Genomic DNA, 21,372 nt, shown 5'->3' with positions numbered 1-21,372 from the left:
GCCGATCCAGGCCGGGTAGCCGATCATGAGCGTCATTCGGAACGATAGTCCTCGCACACGGCAAATGCCCAGCTTGCACGTCCGGCGGTGGTCCGGTTGTCAGGCGGTCGGCCGACCGCCCGGCGGCGGCGTGGTCCGGTGCTCAGGCGCCGTGGCGCCGGACCAAGTCCGGCAACTCGGCCGGCTCGAACTCCTCGTCCGTGGCGTCGAGTTCGTCCGCGGTCCACCAGCGCGAGGCGAGGATGTCGACGCGTTCGTCGTCGGTCCACTCGGCGTCGGACAGTTCGAAGTCCGGTGTGCGGACGACGTAGAACTCGGCGTGACCGCGGTCGTGGTCGGCGAGGTCCCACTCGACCGTGAAGTCCCACGACCAGACCGACTCGCCCGGTTCGTCGATGACGATGCCCGTTTCCTCGCGGAGCTCACGGACGGCGGCGTCGCGGTGCGACTCCCCCGGGTCGACGCCGCCGCCCGGCGTGATCCAGCGATGGGCGCCGTCCGAGGACGGCGACTTCGTGTCCATCAGGAACACGCGGCCCTCGGGGTCGAGCAGCAGGATGCGGGAGGTACGGCGCAGGCCGGGCTTGGCGGTCACCCGCCCGACGTTAGCCGACGAAGCCGCTGACGTCGCCGACGAGCTTCGTGTGGTCGGCGGGGATCGGCTCGACGGCGGCGAGGGCGATCTCGGCCGCGAACTCGGACACGCTGTAGAGCTTGCCGACCTCCTGCCGACGCCCCTCGATCGCACCCGGGTTCAGGCGGTTCAGCAGGGTGGCGGTGATCGTGCCCTCGATCATGTCGCCGGAGACGACCACGAACTCGATGCCGGCGGCCTCGAGCTGCGGGATGAGCTCGCGCAGGGCGAGTTCGCCCGCACGCTTGCTCTTGGCGACGGGGACGTACTCGTCCATCGTCTCGGCGGTCTCGACGAAGTGCGCCTGGTGGCTCGTGACGAACACCACGCGGGACCCGGCCGGCATGTGCGGCACGGCGGTCTGGAGCATGTCGACCTGGGCGTCGCGGTTCAGGCGCAGTGCGTAGTCCTCCCCGAGGCCGGACTCCATTCCGCCGGAGGCGTTCAGGACGAGCAGGTCGATGCCGCCCCACTCCCGCACGACGGTGTCGACGAGGGCCTGCACGGACACGTGGTCGGTCAGGTCGGCTCCGACGGCCAAGGCGGAGCCACCCGCGGCGACGATCTTCTCGGCGATCTGCTCGGCGCGCTTCGCCTTGTTGCGGTAGTTGACGACGACCTTCGCGCCGGCCTCGGCCAGGTACCCGACCGTGTCGGCTCCGATGCCGCGGGAGGAACCGGTGACGACGGCGCGCTTGTCGGTGAGGGATCCGGGGGCGAGGGGGTTGCTCACAGTCGTGTTCTCCAGGTCTGGTTCCGGCCGGTCGGGCGCACCGAGCCTACCAATGGGCTGCACGGGTGCCGGACGCCCCTGATATGTTGAACGGAGTTGGACCGGCGTTCGCGACGCAGCGAACCGCCGCCCGCGACCGAGGGAGGGAGATCGCGTGAACGGGATCGATTGGATCCAGAGCATCGTCTGGATCGGACTGGTGCTGCTCCTGGGCGTGGTCGAGATCTTCACCCTCGACTTCATCTTCATCATGCTCGCTGCCGGTGCCGCCGGCGGGCTCGTCGCCGCACTGCTCGGCGCACCGTGGTGGCTGTCGGCGATCGTCGCCGCCGTCCTCTCGCTGGTGCTGCTGTCGCTCGTGCGGCCCCGACTGCTCGTGGCGCTCGGCCGCAACGCCGACCCGCACCGCACGAACGTCGAGGGACTCATCGGGCTCCCCGGCACCGTCGCGGTCGCCTTCACCACCTCCGCTCCCGGCCAGGTCCGCCTGGCCAACGGCGAGACCTGGAGCGCACGGTTCGCCGCGGGCTCCGTCGACCGCACACCGCCACTCGGCACCCCCGTGGTCGTCGAGTCGATCGAGGGGTCGACCGCGGTCGTGCGCCTCGCAGAAAGGGCCACCTCGTGACCAGCATCTCACCGGGGACGATCGCACTGCTCGTGCTCATCCTCGTCGTCGTCATCTTCGTGATCGTCGTCCTGTCGAAGGCCATCCGGATCGTCCCGCAAGCCACCGCGGGCGTCGTCGAGCGACTCGGCAAGTACCACAAGACCCTCAACCCGGGCTTGAACCTCTTGGTGCCGTTCATCGACCGTCTCCGGCCGCTGCTCGACATGCGTGAACAGGTCGTCTCGTTCCCGCCGCAGCCGGTGATCACCGAGGACAACCTCGTGGTCTCCATCGACACCGTGGTCTACTTCCAGGTCACCGACGCTCGTGCCGCGACGTACGAGATCGCGAACTATCTGGGCGCCGTCGAGCAGCTCACCACCACGACGCTCCGGAACGTCGTCGGTGGTCTGAACCTCGAAGAGGCCCTGACCAGCCGCGACAACATCAACGGCCAACTCCGCGTCGTCCTGGACGAGGCGACGGGCAAGTGGGGCATCCGCGTCGGTCGAGTCGAGCTCAAGGCGATCGAGCCGCCCGTGTCGATCGTCGACGCCATGGAGCAGCAGCTGCGCGCCGAGCGCAACCGTCGTGCCGCCATCCTCCAGGCGGAGGGCACGAAGCAGTCCCAGATCCTCGAGGCGGAGGGTGCACGACAGGCCGCCATCCTCCAGGCCGAGGGCGACGCGAAGGCCCAGGTGCTCCGCGCCGAGGGCGAAGCGTCCGCGATCGCCACGGTGTTCGAGGCCATCCACACGGGTGACCCGGACGACAAGTTGCTCTCGTACCAGTACCTCCAGATGCTGCCCAAGATCGCCGAGGGCACCGCGAACAAGCTCTGGATGATCCCGAGTGAGTTCACCGAGGCCCTGTCCGGCATCGCCAAGGGCTTCTCGGGTGGACGCACCGGCAGCGGCCCGGTCGCCGGCGCGGGCGCGAACGCCGACTTCCTGTCGCGCATCTCGAAGCTCGCGAACGAGAGTCTCTCGACGACGGCATCGGCCGCGACCGCCGACGCGGCCCCGCCCCGACCGGACGCGAAGGTGTCCGACATCGTGCCGGAATCCGACCTCGACGCCCGTCTCGCTGACTCGAACCGCAGCGTCGAAGCGCGTCTGGCCGCCGCCGACGACGCCACGAAGCGCAAGCTGGACACGGACGAGCAGTAGGTCGCGACAGCACGGAACGACGACGCCCGCTCCGGATCCCGGAGCGGGCGTCGTTTCGTCAGGTCGTGGTCTCAGGCGCCGCGTCGAGCGCGGAGGATCTTCAGTCGCTCCTCGAGGAGCTCCTCGAGCTCCTCACGAGAGCGACGCTCGAGCAGCATGTCCCAGTGGGTGCGGGGCGCCTTCACGTCTTCTTGGGCGACCTCGACGGGGATCCCGTCGTCGCCGAGGAGACGGCCCTCGCGACCGGAACGGGGCTCCGACCAGGTCTGGGGAACGTCGGCATCGGCCGAGAAGACGATGTCGAACGTCTCACCCGATTCCGTCTGGTAGACCGCGCGCTTGCGATCTGAGAGCTCGACGCCCTCTTCGCTCTGGAGACTCTGACTCCCGAGCCGCATGCCGCGGAGACTCCGATCAGCCATGTGTGTGCTCCTCTCGCTCGTCTGCCATCCCCAACACTGTCCCACGGCCCATCACTCCCGTCCCGGCGCATTCACAGTCCGTTCCCAGTGGGTGGGCGCGGCGGGGCGGATCAGGAACGGGGTCGACGACCCCAGGGCGCGCAGGCGAGGAGGACGAGGAACCCGGCGAGCGAGAGCAGCAGGGCGATGGATCCGGACAGGAGCGTCGCCGGGGTGGTCGAGGTGCCGAGCGGTACGTCGGTCACCATCGAGGTCGCGGTGTACTCCGGCACTCGGTCGATCGTCCGACCGCTCGGGTCGATGACCTGCGACGCCCCGACGGTGGAGATGTTCACGAGCGACCGTCCGGTCTCGATCGCCCGCATCCGCGCGATCTCGAGCTGCTGCAGGTTCTCGTCCGTGCCGGAGAAGTCGGCGTTGTTCGTCTGCGCGAGGATCACCTGCGCACCCCCACGCACCATGTCGGCGGTCAGCCCGTCGTCGACGATGTCGAAGCAGATCGAGATCCCCGCCCGGACCCCGGCGACCGAGAGCACGTTCGGCTTGGTACCCGGGGTGTAGTCACGCTGCAGCAGCCCGATCAGCGAGGGCGCGAGCTTCGAGAAGAACCACCGGTCCGGCACGTACTCACCGAAGGGCACCGGACGCTTCTTGTCGTAGGAGGACTGCCACCCGTCGGCCGTCCACACGAAGGAAGTGTTGTGCAGCACGCCCGAGGGTGTCTGCGTGATCGCACCGGCGACGATCGGCGCGTCGACCGAGTCGACCACCGAGTCCAGCGCTGAGCTGATCACGGGCTGCTGCCGCGGGTCGTACTCCGCCGAGGCCTCCGGCCACACCACCAGGTCGACGCCCGTCGCGTCGACGTCCGTCGCCGCGACCTGCGCAGCCAGGACATCGCCGGGCTGCGCGCGGTCGAAGTAGCCGGCCGGGCCGTTGCCCTGCACCGACTCGATCCGGATCGTGCCGTCCGTCGCGGTGGGCCAAGCCGGCACCGCGAGGACCGCCCCGACGAGCAGTCCGGCCGTCGCCACGCGCATCGCCACCCGCACCGACGCGCCGGTGGCGCGCGGGGTGACGAGGGCGAGCGAGACGACGACCGCGACGCAGTACACGACGACGAACGTCAGTCCGAGGACGCCCACGTAGGCCGCCAGGTGGGTGAACGGCCCCTGCGACTGCGACAGCCCGACACGACCCCACGCGAATCCGCCGTACGGCCAGCTTCCGGAGAACCACTCACGTCCGGTCCACAGTGCGGCCACCACAGCCGGGAGGCCCCACACACGTCCGGCAGTGGAGGGCACCACCCGCGCGACCCAGCGGTACGCGAGCGCGATGGCGACGCTGCCGAGGGCGAAGAACGCGGCCTCCAGGAGCGCGAGCGCGAACCACGGGACGGGGCCCAGGTAGCGGCCGGCCCACGAGATGGCCGGGATCCAGAACGCGGCACCGGCGACGTAGCCCACCCACGCGGCTCGGCGTGCACGCTGCCCCATCACGGCGAGGAGCATGCAGGCGAGTGCGGGGTAGGCGAGGAACCACCAACCGGGCGAGGGGAACGCCAACGCGAAGAGCAGCCCGCCGATGACGGCCAGCGGCACGGCGGTGTCCAGCGGCAGCGCGGCGAACGGGCCGTCCACGACCGCACCGCGGCCCACCCGCGCGGGCAGCCCGCGCACACCGGTCTCCGGAACCCGCACCGTGCCTCCCGTCAGACCGCTGCGTAGGCGACGATGCCGCGGCGCACCGCATCGGTCGCACGTCGAGCGGTCTGGGCGAGGTCGGCGTCGCCGGCGTTGCGGATCTGGTCGAGGAGGTCGATGACCTGCTTCGACCAGCGCACGAAGTCTCCGGCCGGCAGGTCGAGCGTCCGGAGGACGTCGTCGAGCGCGGAGCCCGATGCCCAGCGGAACATCCCGACGGCCATCGCCGGCGTCGGCGGCTGCGATCCGGCCAGGCGAGCCGCGCGCTCGATGTCGTCGAGGCGCGACCAGATCGTCAGGGTCTCGTCGAGCGCCGGACGGAACGCACCACGCGGCAGGGCGTGCTCGGTGCCGGGCGCGTCCTCGCGGCGGGGCTGGTAGATGATCGTCGCGGCCATGGCGGCGAGCTGCGCCGGGGTGAGGTCCTTCCAGACACCCGCCTCGAGGCACTCAGCGACGAGCAGGTCGCGGTCGCCGTAGATGCGCTGCAGCCGTCGGCCACCCGCGGCCACCGTGGCCTCGCCGTTGCCGGCGTCGACGAGGTAGCCGAGCTCGAGGAGCACCTCGGTGACACGGTCGAAGGTCGTGGCCACCGCGCCCGTTCGGGATCGGATCTGCTGGACGAGCTTGTCGTTGGCGCGCTTGAGCTTCCACCAGCGCTCCGACCACCGGGCATGTGCTTCGCGGTCGGGGCAGGCATGGCAGGGGTGCCGCTGCAGCTGACGTCGGACCGCGGTGATCGCGGCCTGACGCTCCTGGCGTGCACCGTGCGAGGCCTCGCGCCCGCCGGGGACGTTCGTCCGCTCGAGGTCCGAGAGCTCGCGGCGGAGCGCTGAGTACTCGGTGAAGTCGCCGAGGTGGCACTGCATCGCCTCGCGGTAGCCCTCGAGCGACTCCTGCTGCGAGCGGACCTTGCGGGCCAGGTCGACCACGGACCGGTCGGCCTGGAACTGGGCGAACGAGGTCTCCAGGACCTCGCGCGTGCGCTGTCGGCCGAACTGGTCGATGAGGTTGACGGCCATGTTGTACGTCGGCCTGAACGAGGAGTTCAGCGGGTACGTGCGGCGGCTCGCCAGTGAGGCGACCGCCTGCGGGTCGAGCCCGTCGCTCCACTGGATGACCGAGTGCCCCTCGACGTCGATGCCGCGGCGCCCGGCACGACCGGTGAGCTGCGTGTACTCCCCCGGAGTGATCGGGACGCGAGCCTCGCCGTTGAACTTCTCGAGCTTCTCGAGCACCACCGTGCGGGCCGGCATGTTGACGCCGAGCGCGAGGGTCTCGGTGGCGAACACGACCTTGAGCAGCTTGCGCTGGAAGAGGTTCTCCACCACCTCCTTGAACGCGGGCAGCAGACCGGCGTGGTGTGCCGCGACCCCGCGCTCGAGCCCCTCGAGCCACTCCCAGTACCCGAGGACGGCGAGGTCCTCGTCGAGGAGGGTGCGGCAGTGGTACTCCGCGGTCTCGCGGATCTCGTTCCGCTCCTGCACCGTGGTGAGCGACAGACCGGAGCGCAGCACGTTGCGCACGCCCTGGTCGCAGCCGTTGCGGCTGAAGACGAAGAAGATCGCGGGCAGCAGCATCCGCTCGTCGAGCATGTGCGCGATCTTCTCGCGGTGCACCTTCTCGGTGCGCGGCCCGCGGCGCTCAGGGTAGCCTCCGCGACCGCCACGTCCGCGGTGTCCCCCACCGCTCCGCTCGCTGCGCGCGCCACCACCGACCATCCGGAGCAGCTCGGGGTTCACGCGGTTCGTCGCCGCGGCACCGCTGGAGTCGAACAGGTCGACCATCTTCGAGCCGACCAGCACGTGCTGCTCGAGCGGGACCGGACGGTCTTCCGAGACGATGACGTCCGTGTCGCCGCGGACGGTCTGCAGCCAGTCGCCGAACTCCTCGGCGTTGGAGACCGTGGCGCTGAGCGAGACCAGGCGGACCTCGGTCGGGAGGTGCAGGATCACCTCTTCCCACACGGCGCCGCGGAACCGGTCGGCCAGGTAGTGCACCTCGTCGAGGACCACCCAGGCGAGGTCGTCGAGCAGGTCGGAGTCGGCGTAGATCATGTTGCGGAGGACCTCGGTCGTCATCACGACGACGCGGGCGCGCGGGTTCACGTTGGTGTCACCGGTGAGCAGGCCGACCTCGGACTCGCCGTAGACGTCGACGAGCTCGGCGTACTTCTGGTTGCTCAGCGCCTTCATCGGCGTCGTGTAGAACACCTTCGCCGTCGGCTGCCGCATCGCGAGCCAGATCGCGAACTCGGCGACGATCGTCTTGCCGGCACCGGTCGGCGCTGCCACCAGGACGCTGCGGCCCTGGTCGAGCGAGTCGCAGGCAGCGAACTGGAAGGGGTCGAGGTCGAACCGCAGATCGGCCCGGAAGAGCTCGAGGTTCCGCGACCGGTTGCGTGCCTTGGCCGCAGCGAACCGCTCGGCTGCGCTGGCGCCGCTCACAGGCCGTACTCCGCGTCGAGCTTGGCCTGGCGCTTGGCCGCCCGCCGGTCGTGGAGCCACGCCACGAAGCACGCGGCGATGTACAGCACGACCATCGGGACGGCGAGCAGGAACATCGAGATGACGTCGGCGCTCGGGGTGACGATCGCACAGAACACCAGGATGCAGAGGATCGCCACGCGCCAGGACTTGATGATCGCGGACGCTGACAGCACGCCGACGAAGTTCAGCAGGACGATGAACACCGGCAGCACGAACGCGATGCCGACCGCGACGATGAGCTTGATGACGAAGTCGTAGTACGCCTTCGCATCGACGATCGAGGTGTCCTCGCTCGACACGAAACTGCCGAGGATCCCCACCACGTGCGGCAGGATGTACCACCCGAAGTAGCACCCGGCGAAGAACAGCGGGATCGCCGTGCCGAGGAACCCCCAGACGTACTGACGCTCGCGACGGACGAGCGCAGGGACGATGAACGCCCAGACCTGGTAGAGCCACACCGGGCTCGCGATGACGACGCCGATGGTGATGGCGATCTGCAGCTTGAGGTCGAACGCCCCGGTGATCATGGGGAAGTTCAGCTCTGCCGTGTGGCCGCCGACCTTCGCGAGCTCGGTCACCGGCGCGCGGAGCGAGTCGAGCACCCACGGGGTGAGGAACCATCCACCGATCGCACCGACGACGATGGCCACGACTGCGCGGAACAGACGGTTGCGCAGCTCGATGAGGTGCTGCCCGAGCGACATGCGGCCTTCGGCGTCGGTCTTCTGGCGCCCCTGCCGCTTCGCTCGCCCGCTCGCGGTCGTCGAAGCCATGTCGACGATCTTACGGGGTCAGGGCCGACAGTCGGACGGGGGTCCGTGCGACGGAGCCTCAGCGGGCAGCGAGGGCCGCGGCAGCGAAGTCCCGCACGGCGGCGCGGGCTGCGGGCGGGTCGAGCACCACGGCGCGTCCGGGCAGCCCGGCGACGAGCCGGACCACGCCGTCGAAGCCGTGGGACGCCGCCAGCCGGATGCGCACTCGGCCATCGCCGTCGGGCGCGTCCGCGGTGTCGGACAGGAAGTCGGCCACCAGGGGCAGCGAGGTCGAGTCGAGCTCGACGGTGACGATGACGTCGTCGGCGGCCTGCTGGAACAGCGTGTCCGGGATCACGACCTGGTCGATCGTCTTCTCGGCAGGACGGTCGTCGACCCGCGCCTCGGACATCCGGTCGAGTCGGAACGTGCGGAGTGCCTGCCGGTCGAGGTCCCACGCGCGGAGGTACCAGTCGGTGTCGATCGACTCCACGCGGAGCGGGTCGACCCGGCGGGTGCCGCCCTGGGTCCGGGGTCCGGCGTACTCGAAGGTCAGCCCGCGGCCGCCGGACATCGCACGGCGGATGGTGGCGAGGGCGACGTCGTGCAGGTCCTGGCCGACGGCGACCGTCGAGGCCGCTCCCCCGGCGCCGCGGGACAGCTTGGCCATCAGTGCGCGGATGGCGTCGCGGTCGGCGGCCTCGGGCAGCGCGCTCAGGTACTGCAGTCCGGCGATGAGCGCCGAGGCCTCACGCGCGGAGAGCCGAGGCGAGTCGTCGATCGCGACCAGGTTCGTCAGGACGACCATGTCGTTCTGGTCGAAGTCGTCCCAGGCGATGTCGAACAGGTCGCCGTGCTGGTACTGCATCGTCTCGCCGGGGACACCGGACACCGCGATGAGCTCGACGGCGCGGCGGATCCGGGCCTCGGGTACACCGAAGTGCCGTGCGGCCTCGGCCACCGAGACGCGTTCGCGGTCGATCAGGTAGGGCACCAGGGCGAGCAGGAAGGCGAGCTTGTCCTGCGCCTGCAGCGGCTGTGAATCAGCCATGGTCGGTGTCCTCTCCGGCATCGCTGTGGTCCCGCACGAGGGCACGGAGTCGCTCCTCGACGCGCGAGCGCAGGTCGGCGGGTTCGAGCACGCGGACCTCGGGCCCGAAGGCGGCGAGTTCCTCGGCCAGGATCTGCGGGTCGACGTGGTGCAGCACGAGTGCGCCCTCGGCGTCCGTCTCGGTGTCCCGACGGCGGGTGAGCCGGCGTTCGGCGTCGGACCCCGGCGTCACGGCGATGCGTGCGGTGCGTTCGGCCCAGATCCGCTCGAGCTCGGCGAGCGTACGCTCCCCCGCGCCGACCGGGGCCGTGTGCTGCCCGACCTCGTCCTGCGTGACCGGTCCGACGATGCGCGACAGCAGGTAGTTCTTGTCGGAGTCCGTGGCGAACTCGTGGGCCGCGAGCATCCACCGCCCGCCGTGCTGGACGAGGGCGAGGGGGGCGACCTCACGGCGCCGGGCATCGTGCTGTCCCGGCGTGATGTAGTCGAACCGGACGGCGGCACCGCGGTCGAGTGCCGAACGGAGCGGTTCGAACGCCGCGTCCCGAGCGCGCAGCCGCGGCGCGTAGGCGTCGACGCCGAGCTGCAGGGCACCGTCGTCGTCCTCGGACCCGGCGGACCGCACCTTGAGCAGGCCTCGGCGGGAGTCGGCGGACAGCGCACCCTCGCGCCAGGCCATCGCCGCGAGGGAGAGCAGCGCCGACTCGTCCGGGGTGAAGCGGACGTCGACCGGCAGGTCGTACTCACCCTTGGGGATCCGGTACCGGAGCGTCTGGTTGTTGCCGGCGGCGCCCGGGGTCTCGATCGTCTCGAGCGGGATGCCGAGCTCGCGGACGTCGTCCTTGTCGCGCTCGAACTGGCGCTCGAGCGAGGCGTTGTCCCCGCCGGGCGAGAACCGCTGCCGGTACCCCTGAACGTTCGCCAGGATCTCCGCCTTGGTCAGCCCGGACTCCGTGGACAGCAGCGCGAGCACGAGGCTGAACAGCCGCTCCTCGGCGGGCACACGGGGCACACGGGTCGCTGGCACGAGCTGATCCTACGGCAGCGCGGGTGCACCGGAGTGCACCCGCGCCGCGGTCGGTGGACGGTGGATCAGGGTCAGCTGGGGATCGACCCGAGCACGTCGATCACGTACGCGTAGGCGGTGCCCTGCTGGTTCACGACGGCGAGCACCTGGTCGCCGACGCGGTGTCCGACGATGGCGTTCCGGACGCCCTCGTCGATCTGGCCCTTGGCGAGCGGCACCGTCTGTGCGCCGGAGCCGTCGGTCCAGCTCGACCCGGCGACCGACGAGTCGGCACCCCACGTCACGGCGGTGTACTTGATGACCGCGGTGTCCTTCGCGGTGAGCGCACGACCGTCGCCCTTGCGGAGCAGGTGCGTCTCGTTCGACTCGGGCGCGCTCCACGAGGGGATCGTGATGCCGGGGGCTCCGGACGGGGCGAGCACGACGGCCGGCATCCGGTCGCCGGCGAGCTGCGGGGTACCGGTGGCGCGGGCGTCGAAGGCGCGCTTCACGTCGATCACGGCGATGACGGCGTCCTCGGTCTTCGAGGACGAACCACTGCCGGTGGTGCCGTCGGCGGAGCTGCTCAGCGCGCTCTTCGGCAGGGCGACGGCGAGCCGGTCCCCGACGTGGGCGCACTCGAGCGAGGCACCGAGGGCACCGTAGTTGCTCGCGCCGGCCGTGATCGGGGCGGTCTGGCCGGAGTAGCCGCTGGTCTGCGCGACCTCGCCGGTGGAGCCGTCGACGAGCGTGTACTCGACGAGCACCGGGGTGCCGTCGTCGATCGCACGGCCGTTGCCCTGCGTGAGCACGGACACCTGCGTGCCCTTGGTGGTCAGGCCCTTCGGCACCGAGATCTTGGGCTCCGACCCGAACGTGCCGGTGGCGGTGACCGCCTCGGACGCGGCGCCGGGGGCGCCGCAGCTCGAGGGTGTGGTGCCGGCACCGTTCGAGGCGCACGCGGTGAGCGAGGCAGCGAGACCGATGGTGACCAGGAGTGCGGGGATGGTGCGCACGGACCCTCTTTCCGTTCGATGCAGGACGGGCACGCTGTCAGCCTACCGTTCGTCCTCGACGCCACCGGACGCGGACGGAGCCGGGTCCGTCGGAGCCGTCGACGATGCCTCGGCCGCCGCGACCTTGCGCGCCTGCGCCGCCGACTGCCGGGCCACCTTGCGGAGCTTCTTGTCGCTCGTCGCCCGTTCGCCCACGGCACCGGGGGTCCAGGCCTCGATGTCCTCGTCCGAGAACTCGACCTTGCCCGCGCGGCGCTTCAGGTTCGGCAGCACCGTCCCGTCGGCCAGGCGTCGTGCCGTGATGAGGAACCCGGTGTGCCCGACCATGCGGTGGTCCGGGCGGACGGCGAGGCCCTCGACGTGCCAGGTGCGCACCAGCGTCTCGCTCGGCATCGGGTCGGTGAACCGTCCGGTGTCCCGCATGGCCTCGGCCGTCCGGGACAGCTGGGTGACGGTCGCGACGTAGCAGACGATGAGCCCTCCGGGGACGAGGGCGTCCGCGGCGGCGTCGACGCACTCCCACGGGGCGAGCATGTCGAGCACGACGCGGTCCACGGTCTGCGGCTCGGTGGCCTCGGGCAGTGCCTCGACCAGGTCGCCGACCGTGACGGACCAGTTGTCCGGGACAGCGCCGAGGAAGGTGCCGACGTTGCCCCTGGCGATCGCCGCGAACTCCTCGCGGCGCTCGAACGACTGCAGCTGGCCCGTCGGTCCGATCGCGCGGAGCAGGAAGAGCGAGAGCGCACCGGAACCGACGCCGGCCTCGACCACGCGTGCGCCCGGGAAGACGTCGGCGAAGGCCACGATCTGCGCGGCGTCCTTCGGGTAGACGATCGCCGCACCACGTGGCATCGACATGACGTAGTCGTTGAGGAGCGGACGGAGCGCCAGGTACTCGTCGCCGGTGCTCGCCCGGATCACGGAGCCGTCGGGCTGGCCGATGACGTCGTCGTGCCGGAGCACCCCGCGGTGCGTGTGGTACTCACCGGCGGTCTCGAGGGACAGCGTCGTGAGCTTGCCCTTCGGACCGGTGAGCTGCACGCGGTCACCGGCCCGGAACGGGCCGCGCGGCGGCGTGTGCGGGGCACCACCCACGGTGTGCGGGAGCGCTGCCGTCGCGTCGGAGGCGCTGCTCACGCTGGCCTCGTCGCGTGCGTCGTCGGTGTGGTTCATCGGGTGACCCCCTCGGTGTCCGCAGCGTGCGCCGGGTCCGGCACCGGGCCTCCCGACTCGGCCGCGCGTGCAGCCAGGGCCGGCGCGGTCAACTCGACCAGGCGGTCGACGTCGACGCCCGACAGGGTGGTCAGGTGCACGTCACCGCCCGCGATCTCGGACAGCGGCACGATGTGCTCGACGGCGACCGTGACGGCACCGGAGGCGACGGCTGAGGCGACACCGGTGGCGGAGTCCTCGATCGCGACGCAGGCGGTCGGCTCGACGCCGAGCTGCGCGGCGGCGGACAGGTAGGGATCCGGGAACGGCTTGGGGCGGTCGACGTCGTCGCCGGCCACGACGACGCGGAAGCCGCGCTCGCCCAGGGCCTCAGCCGTGACGAGGGCCATCTTGCGACGGGACATCGTCACGAGCGCGGTGGGGATGCCGCGGGCGTGCAGCTCCTCGATGAGCTCGCGGGCACCCGGACGCCACGGCAGTTCACCGGCGCGCAGGTGGCCCATGACGTAGTCGGTCATCCACTCGATGATCTCCTCGACCTCCATGTCGACGCCCTTGGCGCGCAGGAGCTCGCCGGAGCGCTCGAGACCGCTGCCGACCAGGGACAGACCGTCCTCCTCCGTCCACTCCGCGCCGTACCGGTTCGTCAGGTCGACCTGGGACCGCTGCCAGATCGGCTCGGTGTCGACGATCGTGCCGTCCATGTCCCACAGCACTGCTGCGGGCGGGACGAGGACAGGAGGATGCGCGGTCACGGGCGACGAGTCTACCGGGGCCGTTCCGCTGGGCGCGGACGCTCGCGTGCGCGGACACACGCTGGGCCTACAGTGGATGCCTGAATCGTGTCCGGCCGGGGGCTCCGCTCCCGCCCCGCTCCGCTCCACCACCAGGAGGTCCGCTCCGTGCCACAGCACTCCCCCTTCAGCGACGGCCGGTTGCTCGTCGTCGCCTTCGAGGGCTGGAACGACGCCGGTGAAGCCGCGAGCGGCCTCGCCCGGCGCATCGTCGAGTCGCTCGGCCTGGACGAGCTGCGCGAGCTCGACGGTGAGCGGTACGTCGACTACCAGTTCAACCGACCCTCCGTCGGCTCGGACGAGAGCGGCGTGCGTGGCGTGCAGTGGCCCCGGATCGTGCTGTACGGCCCCGGCGCCGAGGGCCGCCCGGTCATCGGCGCGACCGGCTCCCCCACCGACCGCGACGTGTTCGTGCTCGTCGGCCCCGAGCCGTCGCGCACCTGGCGCGGGTTCTGTGCGGAGATCATCGATCTGGCGGACGTCTACTCGATCGACGCGGTCGTCTTCGTCGGCGCCATGCTCGCCGACGTCCCGCACACCCGGCCGATCTCGGTGTTCGTCTCGAGCGAGAACGCCGGAGTCCGCGCTGCCTTCGACGTCGACAAGTCCTCGTACGAGGGGCCGACCGGCATCCTCGGGGTCCTCGCCGACGCGATGGACAAGGCCGGGCTGACCACGCTGTCCCTGTGGGCGTCGGTGCCGCACTACGTGCACAACTCGCCCTCGCCGAAGGCCACGCTCTCGCTGCTCGACAAGATCGAGGAGCTCACCGACGTCACGGTGCCGCGCGGGACGTTGCTCGACGACGCCACCGAGTGGGAAGAGGGCATCGACGCCCTCGCCGCCGACGACGAGGACATGGCGTCCTACATCGGGCAGCTGGAGCAGGCGCGCGACACGGTCGACTCCCCCGAGGCCTCGGGCGATGCCATCGCGCAGGAGTTCGAGCAGTACCTCCGCCGTCGTGAGCGCAAGGACGGCAAGGACGGCGGCACCGCCGGCGGCGAGGGGCCGTGGCGGCCCCAGCAGCCGCCGCAGCAGTAGCCGACACCCACTGACGGACGGGAGGCACGTGGCGGGCCCGCCACGTGCCTCCCGTCCGTCGGTCGCGTGGGCCACGACACCCCGCTCACCTCCGCCGAGTGGTCGCGATCTGTCGGCTGCGGCCTGCCCGGGCGACAGTTCGGTACCCCTCGGCGCGGGCGCGACGGCGCCCGCCACGCGGCGTCAGGCCAGGCGGATGCCGAGCAGCGCGTCGATCAGGTCGACGAGCTCGGACGTGCACGCCGTGCCACCCGCGATCGCGGTGTCGACCGCGGCGACGGCGCCGGGGGTGTCGAGGTCGTCCGAGACCCGCGCGCGGATGCGTCCCGCGACGTCGGATGCGTCGTCCGCGTGCCCCGCGGACGCTCCGGAGGACCAGGCGTCCCACCCGGCGAGACGCTTCTCGGCGCTGGTGAGTTCGGTGTCGAACCACTCCCAGTCGTCGGAGTACTTGTGCGACAGCAGCGCGAGCCGGATGGCCCGGGGGTCAGCGCCGCCGTCGAGCAGCCCTCGCACCGTGACGAGGTTGCCGAGCGACTTCGAGATCTTCGTGCCCTGGTACGCGATCATCCCGGTGTGGACGAAGGCGTTCGCGAGGGGCAGGTGCGACAGGGCAGCGGCGTGCCCGGCGCTCATCTCGTGGTGCGGGAAGACCAGGTCGCTCCCGCCGCCCTGCACGCTGATCGGCAGGCCGAGGCGATCACCGGCGATGACGCTGCACTCGATGTGCCAACCGGGGCGTCCAGGTCCGATCTCGGTGTCCCAGCTCGGCTCGCCGTCGCGGGCGGCACGCCACAGCAGCGGGTCGAGCGGGTCCCGCTTGCCCGGTCGCTCCGGGTCGCCCCCGCGCTCCGCGGCCAGTGCCAGCATGGTGTCGCGGTCCAGGCCGCTCTCGTCACCGAGGGTCCAGCCGTCGGTCGGACGGTGCACGTCGAAGTACAGGTCGTCGCCCTCGGCACCGTCGGTCGGTACCGCGTACGCGTATCCGGTCTCCTGCAGGAACGAGACGGCTGCGGCGACGCGCTCGACCTCGTCGGTGACGGCCACGAAGTCGTCCGGCGGCAGGATGCGGAGCGATTCCATGTCGCGGCGGAACAGGTCGATCTGCGACGCCGCCAGCTCACGCCAGTCGACGCCGTCGCGGGCGGCGCGCTCGAGCAGCGGGTCGTCCACGTCGGTGACGTTCTGCGCGTACTCGACGTCGAGTCCGGCGTCCCGCCAGGCCCGGCCGAGGGTGTCGAACGCCAGGTACGTCGCGGCGTGGCCGAGGTGCGTGGCGTCGTACGGGGTGATGCCGCAGACGTACAGCGCGGCGCGGTCCTCGTCGCGCGCAGGGTCCACCGGCTTGCCCGTGGCGGTGTCGTGGACGACCGGGCGCGGCGCGGCGCCCGCGACGTCGGGGACGGATGGGGCCTGCCAGGCCCTCACGGCTGGATCACTCCGAGCGACAACAACACGATCAGAACGATACCGAGTGCGATCCGGTAGACCACGAAGGGCATGAAGCTGCGCTTGCTGATGTAGTTCATGAACGCCGCGATCACGACGAACCCGACCACGAACGCGACGACCGTCGCGATGAGCGTGTCGGCGAGTCCGAACGGCGAACCGTGGTCGCCGAGGCTCGTCGCGGCCTCGTAGAACCCCGACAGGAACACCGCGGGGATCGCGAGCAGGAAGGCGAAACGCGCTGCCGCCGGTCGGGTGTAGCCGAGCGCGAGCCCCATCGACACCGTGGCGCCCGAACGCGAGACCCCCGGCACGAGGGCGAGCATCTGCGCCAGACCGATGAGCAGCCCGCCGCGGAACGTCATGTGCTCGATCCGCCGTTCCTTGCGGCCGACGACGTCGAGCACCCCCAGCACGATGCCGAAGACGATGAGCACGATCGCGACGATCCAGAGCGACCGGAACGTGGTCTCGATGGAGTCCTTCAGCAGGAGGCCGGCGATGCCGATCGGGATCGTGCCGAGGATCACGAGCCACCCGAGTCGGACGTCCGGGTCACCCTTCGGCACGTCTCGACGGAACACCGAACGGAACCACCGACCGATGATCCGCGTGATGTCCCGCCAGAAGTAGATGAGCACCGCGGTCTCGGTGCCGAGCTGCGTCACCGCGGTGAACGCCGCGCCCGGGTCCTTCGCATCGGGCAGGAACAGCCCGACGATGCGCAGGTGCGCGCTGGAGGACACCGGCAGGAACTCGGTGAGCCCCTGGACGAAGCCGAGGAAGATCGCCTCGAGGATGTGCATCGCACGGGCCTTTCGGGGAGAGGTCGGTCAGGGGCACCGCCACGACGGCGACCATGCACAATATCAGTCGGCAGCTGCGGCGGTGCCGCGACCGCGCTCGCGGTCGGGCGATCCGGAACGGTCGGGCGATCCGGACGGTCGCCGTCGGGCACAGTCGGTCAGTACGTCGCGAGCAGGTCCGCGAGGACCCGCCGGCCGAACGCCAGGGACTCGAGCGGTACCCGCTCGTCGACACCGTGGAACATCGCGGGGAAGTCGACCCCGGCCGGCAACTGCAGCGGCACGAACCCGTAGCCCGCGATGCCGAGCGTCGAGAGGGCCTTGTTGTCGGTACCACCGGACAACAGGTACGGCAGAACCGGCGCACCCGGGTCGTGGCGGCCGAGGACGTCGCGGACGGCGTCCACCAGCGGGCCGCCGAAGTCCTGCTCGAGGCCGATGTCGCGGAACGACATCACGACCTCGACGTCGTCGCCGGCGAGCTCTCGCACGCGCTCGAGCACCGTCTCCTCGTCGCCGGGAAGGCAACGGATGTCGACGAGGGCCTCGGCGGTGTCCGGGATGACGTTGTGCTTGTACCCGGCGGTCAACACCGTCGGGTTCGAGGTGGTGTGCAATGCAGCGTGGATGAACCGCGAGGCCGACCCGGTGGCCAGTGCGACCTCGTCCGGGCCCGTCACGGTGGGATCGACCCCGAGGAACCGCGCGACCTCGGCGACCATGGCGTCGGTCGTGGCGGAGAGCCGCACCGGCCACTCCTCGCTGCCGATCCGGGCGACGGCCGCCGCGAGTTTCGTGACCGCGTTGTCACGGATGACGTGCGACCCGTGCGCCGCCGTGCCGCGGGCGATGAGCTTCACCCACATGAGCGCTTTCTCGCCCGTCTGCAGCAGGTACGCCCGACGATCGCCGAGCGAGATCGAGTACCCGCCGACCTCACTGATCGCCGCCGTCGCGCCCGCGAAGACCTCCGGGTGCCGGTCCACGACGTGGTGCGAGCCCAGTACTCCACCGGCTTCCTCGTCGGCGAAGTACGCGATCACCAGGTCCCGCTCGGGAGCACCGTGCTGCGCGATCACGTCGGCCAGCGACGTGAGCATCATCGCGTCCATGTTCTTCATGTCCACCGCACCGCGACCCCACAACGAGCCGTCCTTGACCACGCCACCGAACGGGTCCACCGACCAGTTCGTCGGGTCCGCAGGGACGACGTCGAGGTGCCCGTGGACCACGAGCGCCGGCTTGTCGCGGTTCCGTCCAGGGACCCGCGCCACCACGCTCACCCGGTCGGGCTCGGACTCGAACAGCTGCGGCTCGAGGCCCAGCCCGCGGAGCTTGTCCTCGACGTAGTGCGCCGCCTCCGTCTCACCGCGGGACTTCCCCTCGCCCCAGTTCGTCGTGTCGATGCGGATGAGGTCGCGCGCGATCGCAGCGGTGGCCTCGAGCTCGGGTGCTCGCTCGGCGTCGGTCTCGAGCGCGGTCGGCTCCGGGTTCGTCATGGCTCCACGGTATCGGTCCGTACCGCAGCGATCCCGGTGCCGATGGCAGTGGACTCGCCCGGGATGCGCAACCGTGTTCATCGCGCGTTCAGACCCGTGCTAGTGTCTTCTCTCGGCAGGAACGCCGGGTTCAACCCGGGAAACAGACACCAGACACCCTGTCCGGGTGGCGGAATTGGTAGACGCGCTAGCTTGAGGTGCTAGTGCCCGTATTAGGGCGTAGGGGTTCAAGTCCCCTCTCGGACACAGAAAATGAATGCCCCCTGACCTGTCGGTCGGGGGGCATCTTCTGTTGTGTCTTCCCGGCGAGTGCCGCCATCGCTGCGCTCAGGGCGTCACCGCCTCGTGCGCCACCTCGCTGCGCTCAGGGCGTCCGGCGTCGCCGCCGCCACCTCGCTGCGCTCGGTGCGTCCGGCGTCACCACTCCGTGCGAGGTTGCGGACTCCGTGCGGCGCGTACAAGCTCGCACCGAGTGCGCAAGGCCGCACCGGGCGGTGGACCCGGCACCGTGCGGACGGGAGGCGCGGGGCGCGGCCGCCACGCGCCTCCAGGCCGCACTGTGCGCGCGCCGCAACCCCGTGCGAGGTTGCGCACTCCGTGCGGGGCAAACAAGCTCCCACCGAGTGCGCAACGCCGCACCACGGCAGTCGCGGCACCGCGCGGACCACGGGCCGCGCCCGCTGCGCGCGCTCAGCGCGAGCGCCGCGCCCGCCGCACGAGCAACACGACCGCGCTGACCGCCGCGAGCCACCCCCAGTTCGCCACGAGCGGGTCGAGCAGCTGGTGCCGCCAGTCCCGCCGGCTCGAGCCGAGCCGCGACGCCACCGGGTGCTTCCCTCGCTCCGCTCGGATGCCGGTCTCACGGATCACCCGATCCGGGCGACCGCGCAGCGCGTCGGTCACCCGGTGCGTGGCCACGTCGAGGCGGTCCCCGACGACGAGCAGCATCCAGTGCGCCAGACGCCCCTCGCCGAAACGGCGGTAGGCGTACCGACGGACGATCCCGGCGATGCCCGACAGCGGCTGCGCCGTGCCGAACACCGGGGTGACGTGTGCGTGCTCGATGGAGCGCTCGCGGCCGCTCGCACCGTCCTGCTGCGGTGGGACGTGCCAGTGCGCACCGGTGGCCATACCGGCCTCACGCGACAGCTTCGGCACCGAGGGACGGTCGGCGGGGTCGAGATCGCTCCCCCACCCGGGGATCCGGGCACGGAGCTCGTCGGCCGAGGGCACGCGACGCGGCGGATCGGCGACGTAGGGGGTGTGATCGGCCGCGGTGTTGTCGGGCACGGCGTTGTCGGGCACGGTCGGCTCCTTCACGGGACGATGACGGTCTTGATGCAGTCGTCGAGCTTCGACGAGAACAGGTGGTACCCCTCGGCGATGTGCTCGAGCGGGATCCGGTGCGTGACGATGTCGTTCGGCTTCAGGTGACCCGCCTGGATGTGCTCCAGGAGCCGGGGCCACTGCCGCTTGACGGGCGCCTGGTTCATGTGGATCGTGACGCCCTTGTTCATCGCGTCGCCGAACTTCACCAGGTTCGGGATCGGCCCGTAGGCACCCATCGCCGAGACGGTGCCGCCCTTGCGGACCCCGTCGATCGCCCAGTTCAGCGCGACCGGCGACCCGCCCTGCATCTTGAGCTTCGTGGCGCTGACCTGCTGCAGGAAGCTGCCGTCGGCCTCTGCACCGACGGCGTCGATCACGCTGTCCGCACCGAGGAAGTCAGTCTGCTTCTTCATCTCGACCACGACGTCGTCCACCTCGGCGAAGTTGATCGTCTCGGCGTGCGCGAAGGTCCGGGCCTTCTCGAGCCGGTACTCGAACTGGTCGACGACGATCACCCGCCCAGCGCCCATCAGCCACGCCGACTTCGCCGCGTACAGGCCGACCGGGCCGGCGCCGAGCACCACGACGGTGTCGCCCTCGCGGATCGAGGCGAGCTGCGCACCGAAGTACCCCGTGCCGAGCGCATCGGTCATCATCAGCGCGTCCTCGTCGTCGAGCCAGTCCGGGATCACCTGCGGCCCGACGTCGGCGAACGGCACCCGGACACGCTCGGCCTGGCCGCCGTCGTAGCCGCCGGTGGTGTGCGAGTACCCGAAGATCCCGCCGACCGCGGTGGCGTTCGGGTTGACGTTGTGGCAGTTCGTGAACAGGCCGCGCGCGCAGAACCAGCAGGTCCCGCACGAGATGTGGAACGGGACCATCACGCGGTCCCCCACGCTGAGGCGCTCCACCGACGATCCCACCTGCTCGACGACCCCGATGAACTCGTGGCCGAAGGTGTGGCCGACCCGGGTGTCCGGCATCAAGCCGTGGTACAGGTGCAGGTCGGATCCGCAGATGGCGGCGCGTTCGACCCGGATGACCGCGTCGTTCGGGTGCTCGATCCGGGGGTCCGGCTTCTCCTCGACGCGGATCCGGTAGGGCCCGCGGTAGGTCATGGCGCGCATGTACGCTCCTCTCGCTCGTCTCCCCACGCTGACCTGGTGCACGTGGGAGCGGACCCAGGTCCGCGTCCGTTGACCAGGCGCCGGACGGGAGGCGCGCGGCGGCCCGGTCCCGCGCCTCCCGTCCGTCAGGTGCGTGCGTTGCGCTCGCAGCGCAGCCAGACGCGCGCCCCGGCGTCGACGAGATCGCCCGGAGAACAGCCTGACCCGCCTGGCGGCAGCGTCGCGGAGCGCCACCGCGGATCAGTGCCGTGCCGGGGACGGGCCAGCGGCCGGCCCGCGCCCCTGCGAGTCCGCCTCGCAGACCCGCGCCCAGAACTCCGTCGCCGCCAGCGAGGACCCGAGTCGCCCGAACAGTCGTCGGGCCGCGGAGCGCTGCCGGTCGGCGCAGAGCGCCACAGCGGACGCAGGAGGAGGCGGTGTCGGTGGCATCCACGTCTGGTCGGCTTCCGGGACCTCCGTGCCACGGGCACCGAGGGAGTCAGTGTGCCGGACTGCGGCAGGCGGGTGCGAACGCGGGCCGCGGACGGACGGGAGGCGCGGTGCCTGCTGGCACCGCGCCT

General features: G+C 71.0%; 19 protein-coding genes and 1 tRNA gene. 4 read left to right on the top strand and 16 right to left on the bottom strand.

All coding sequences use genetic code 11. From position 1 onward, the window contains the following. Positions 1 to 142: 142 nt before the first annotated feature. Positions 143 to 595: an NUDIX hydrolase gene (locus tag ITJ56_RS10060; RefSeq protein ID WP_194630320.1), complete on the bottom strand. Its 453-nt coding sequence runs from the start codon at positions 593 to 595 to the stop codon at positions 143 to 145. Positions 596 to 605: 10 nt separating this feature from the next. Further along, positions 606 to 1,367 carry an SDR family oxidoreductase gene (locus tag ITJ56_RS10055; protein WP_194630318.1) on the bottom strand — a complete coding sequence of 254 codons (762 nt, stop codon included), beginning with the start codon at positions 1,365 to 1,367 and terminating at the stop codon, positions 606 to 608. A 154-nt stretch (positions 1,368 to 1,521) separates the two neighbouring features. Here ITJ56_RS10055 and ITJ56_RS10050 point away from each other — a divergent pair, with 154 nt between their 5' ends. Together ITJ56_RS10050 and ITJ56_RS10045 are read left to right on the top strand one after the other, a co-directional pair. Then, on the top strand, positions 1,522 to 1,995 hold the full coding sequence (locus tag ITJ56_RS10050) for an NfeD family protein (RefSeq protein WP_323749776.1): 474 nt from the start codon (positions 1,522 to 1,524) through the stop codon (positions 1,993 to 1,995). Further along, the gene (locus tag ITJ56_RS10045; RefSeq protein WP_194630316.1) at positions 1,992 to 3,146 is read left to right on the top strand and encodes an SPFH domain-containing protein; all 1,155 of its coding nucleotides are present in this window, start codon (positions 1,992 to 1,994) and stop codon (positions 3,144 to 3,146) included. The genes ITJ56_RS10050 and ITJ56_RS10045 overlap by 4 nt, the downstream gene beginning before the upstream one ends. Before the next feature lie 71 nt (positions 3,147 to 3,217). Here ITJ56_RS10045 and ITJ56_RS10040 read toward each other — a convergent pair whose 3' ends face one another. The 9 genes from ITJ56_RS10040 to ITJ56_RS10000 form a co-directional block, all read right to left on the bottom strand. Continuing rightward, the gene (locus ITJ56_RS10040; RefSeq protein WP_194630314.1) at positions 3,218 to 3,568 is read right to left on the bottom strand and encodes an RNA polymerase-binding protein RbpA; all 351 of its coding nucleotides are present in this window, start codon (positions 3,566 to 3,568) and stop codon (positions 3,218 to 3,220) included. A gap of 110 nt (positions 3,569 to 3,678) precedes the next feature. Further along, positions 3,679 to 5,271 carry an apolipoprotein N-acyltransferase gene (lnt, locus tag ITJ56_RS10035; RefSeq protein WP_323749775.1) on the bottom strand — a complete coding sequence of 531 codons (1,593 nt, stop codon included), beginning with the start codon at positions 5,269 to 5,271 and terminating at the stop codon, positions 3,679 to 3,681. A gap of 11 nt (positions 5,272 to 5,282) precedes the next feature. After that, positions 5,283 to 7,721, bottom strand: coding sequence for a DEAD/DEAH box helicase (locus tag ITJ56_RS10030; protein WP_194630305.1), 2,439 nt, complete (start codon positions 7,719 to 7,721; stop codon positions 5,283 to 5,285). After that, the gene (gene tatC / locus ITJ56_RS10025) at positions 7,718 to 8,470 is read right to left on the bottom strand and encodes a twin-arginine translocase subunit TatC (RefSeq protein WP_194630621.1); all 753 of its coding nucleotides are present in this window, start codon (positions 8,468 to 8,470) and stop codon (positions 7,718 to 7,720) included. Before tatC ends, ITJ56_RS10030 begins: the two co-directional genes overlap by 4 nt. 127 nt (positions 8,471 to 8,597) lie before the next feature. After that, complete coding sequence (locus tag ITJ56_RS10020; RefSeq protein ID WP_194630303.1) at positions 8,598 to 9,569, bottom strand: helix-turn-helix transcriptional regulator; 972 nt, start codon at positions 9,567 to 9,569, stop codon at positions 8,598 to 8,600. Continuing rightward, complete coding sequence (locus ITJ56_RS10015; RefSeq protein WP_194630301.1) at positions 9,562 to 10,596, bottom strand: helix-turn-helix transcriptional regulator; 1,035 nt, start codon at positions 10,594 to 10,596, stop codon at positions 9,562 to 9,564. Before ITJ56_RS10015 ends, ITJ56_RS10020 begins: the two co-directional genes overlap by 8 nt. Positions 10,597 to 10,667: 71 nt before the next feature. Beyond that, positions 10,668 to 11,591, bottom strand: coding sequence for an FKBP-type peptidyl-prolyl cis-trans isomerase (locus tag ITJ56_RS10010; RefSeq protein WP_194630299.1), 924 nt, complete (start codon positions 11,589 to 11,591; stop codon positions 10,668 to 10,670). Between the two features lie 42 nt (positions 11,592 to 11,633). Next, complete coding sequence (locus ITJ56_RS10005) at positions 11,634 to 12,764, bottom strand: tRNA (adenine-N1)-methyltransferase (RefSeq protein ID WP_228517477.1); 1,131 nt, start codon at positions 12,762 to 12,764, stop codon at positions 11,634 to 11,636. After that, a complete protein-coding gene (locus ITJ56_RS10000) occupies positions 12,761 to 13,519 on the bottom strand; it encodes an HAD family phosphatase (protein WP_323749774.1) in 759 nt (252 codons plus the stop codon). Before ITJ56_RS10000 ends, ITJ56_RS10005 begins: the two co-directional genes overlap by 4 nt. Before the next feature lie 147 nt (positions 13,520 to 13,666). Here ITJ56_RS10000 and ITJ56_RS09995 point away from each other — a divergent pair, with 147 nt between their 5' ends. After that, a complete protein-coding gene (locus tag ITJ56_RS09995; protein WP_194630298.1) occupies positions 13,667 to 14,602 on the top strand; it encodes a proteasome assembly chaperone family protein in 936 nt (311 codons plus the stop codon). A 183-nt stretch (positions 14,603 to 14,785) separates the two neighbouring features. Here the strand turns inward: ITJ56_RS09995 and mshC are convergent, their stop codons facing one another. From mshC to ITJ56_RS09980, 3 genes are all read right to left on the bottom strand, one after another. After that, positions 14,786 to 16,030, bottom strand: coding sequence for a cysteine--1-D-myo-inosityl 2-amino-2-deoxy-alpha-D-glucopyranoside ligase (gene mshC / locus ITJ56_RS09990; RefSeq protein WP_194630296.1), 1,245 nt, complete (start codon positions 16,028 to 16,030; stop codon positions 14,786 to 14,788). After that, the gene (locus ITJ56_RS09985) at positions 16,027 to 16,857 is read right to left on the bottom strand and encodes an undecaprenyl-diphosphate phosphatase (protein ID WP_194630294.1); all 831 of its coding nucleotides are present in this window, start codon (positions 16,855 to 16,857) and stop codon (positions 16,027 to 16,029) included. The genes mshC and ITJ56_RS09985 overlap by 4 nt, the downstream gene beginning before the upstream one ends. A gap of 158 nt (positions 16,858 to 17,015) precedes the next feature. Continuing rightward, the gene (locus ITJ56_RS09980) at positions 17,016 to 18,356 is read right to left on the bottom strand and encodes a M20/M25/M40 family metallo-hydrolase (protein WP_194630292.1); all 1,341 of its coding nucleotides are present in this window, start codon (positions 18,354 to 18,356) and stop codon (positions 17,016 to 17,018) included. Positions 18,357 to 18,516: 160 nt separating this feature from the next. Here ITJ56_RS09980 and ITJ56_RS09975 point away from each other — a divergent pair. After that, positions 18,517 to 18,602, top strand: a tRNA-Leu gene (locus ITJ56_RS09975). Positions 18,603 to 19,046: 444 nt separating this feature from the next. Here the strand turns inward: ITJ56_RS09975 and ITJ56_RS09970 are convergent. Further along, the gene (locus ITJ56_RS09970; RefSeq protein ID WP_228517475.1) at positions 19,047 to 19,661 is read right to left on the bottom strand and encodes a hypothetical protein; all 615 of its coding nucleotides are present in this window, start codon (positions 19,659 to 19,661) and stop codon (positions 19,047 to 19,049) included. A gap of 11 nt (positions 19,662 to 19,672) precedes the next feature. Then, positions 19,673 to 20,812 (bottom strand): zinc-dependent alcohol dehydrogenase, encoded by a 1,140-nt coding sequence (locus ITJ56_RS09965; RefSeq protein ID WP_194630291.1) that lies wholly within the window; start codon positions 20,810 to 20,812, stop codon positions 19,673 to 19,675. Positions 20,813 to 21,372 lie beyond the last annotated feature (560 nt).

The sequence above is a fragment of the Curtobacterium sp. VKM Ac-1376 genome (assembly GCF_015351025.1).
In the GTDB taxonomy this organism is placed as follows: domain Bacteria; phylum Actinomycetota; class Actinomycetes; order Actinomycetales; family Microbacteriaceae; genus Curtobacterium.
Note: the sequence above shows the minus strand (reverse complement) of the source record. Positions and strands in the feature narration are given on the sequence as shown.

Bases quoted from the DNA above. Each gene is read 5' to 3' on its own strand.
- tatC (WP_194630621.1), bottom strand. From the start codon at position 8,470: ATGTCGCTCGGGCAGCACCTCATCGAGCTGCGCAACCGTCTGTTCCGC.
- ITJ56_RS10020 (WP_194630303.1), bottom strand. From the start codon at position 9,569: ATGGCTGATTCACAGCCGCTGCAGGCGCAGGACAAGCTCGCCTTCCTG.
- ITJ56_RS09985 (WP_194630294.1), bottom strand. From the start codon at position 16,857: ATGCACATCCTCGAGGCGATCTTCCTCGGCTTCGTCCAGGGGCTCACC.
- ITJ56_RS09980 (WP_194630292.1), bottom strand. From the start codon at position 18,356: ATGACGAACCCGGAGCCGACCGCGCTCGAGACCGACGCCGAGCGAGCA.
- ITJ56_RS09965 (WP_194630291.1), bottom strand. From the start codon at position 20,812: ATGCGCGCCATGACCTACCGCGGGCCCTACCGGATCCGCGTCGAGGAG.
- ITJ56_RS10005 (WP_228517477.1), bottom strand. From the start codon at position 12,764: ATGAACCACACCGACGACGCACGCGACGAGGCCAGCGTGAGCAGCGCC.
- ITJ56_RS10040 (WP_194630314.1), bottom strand. From the start codon at position 3,568: ATGGCTGATCGGAGTCTCCGCGGCATGCGGCTCGGGAGTCAGAGTCTC.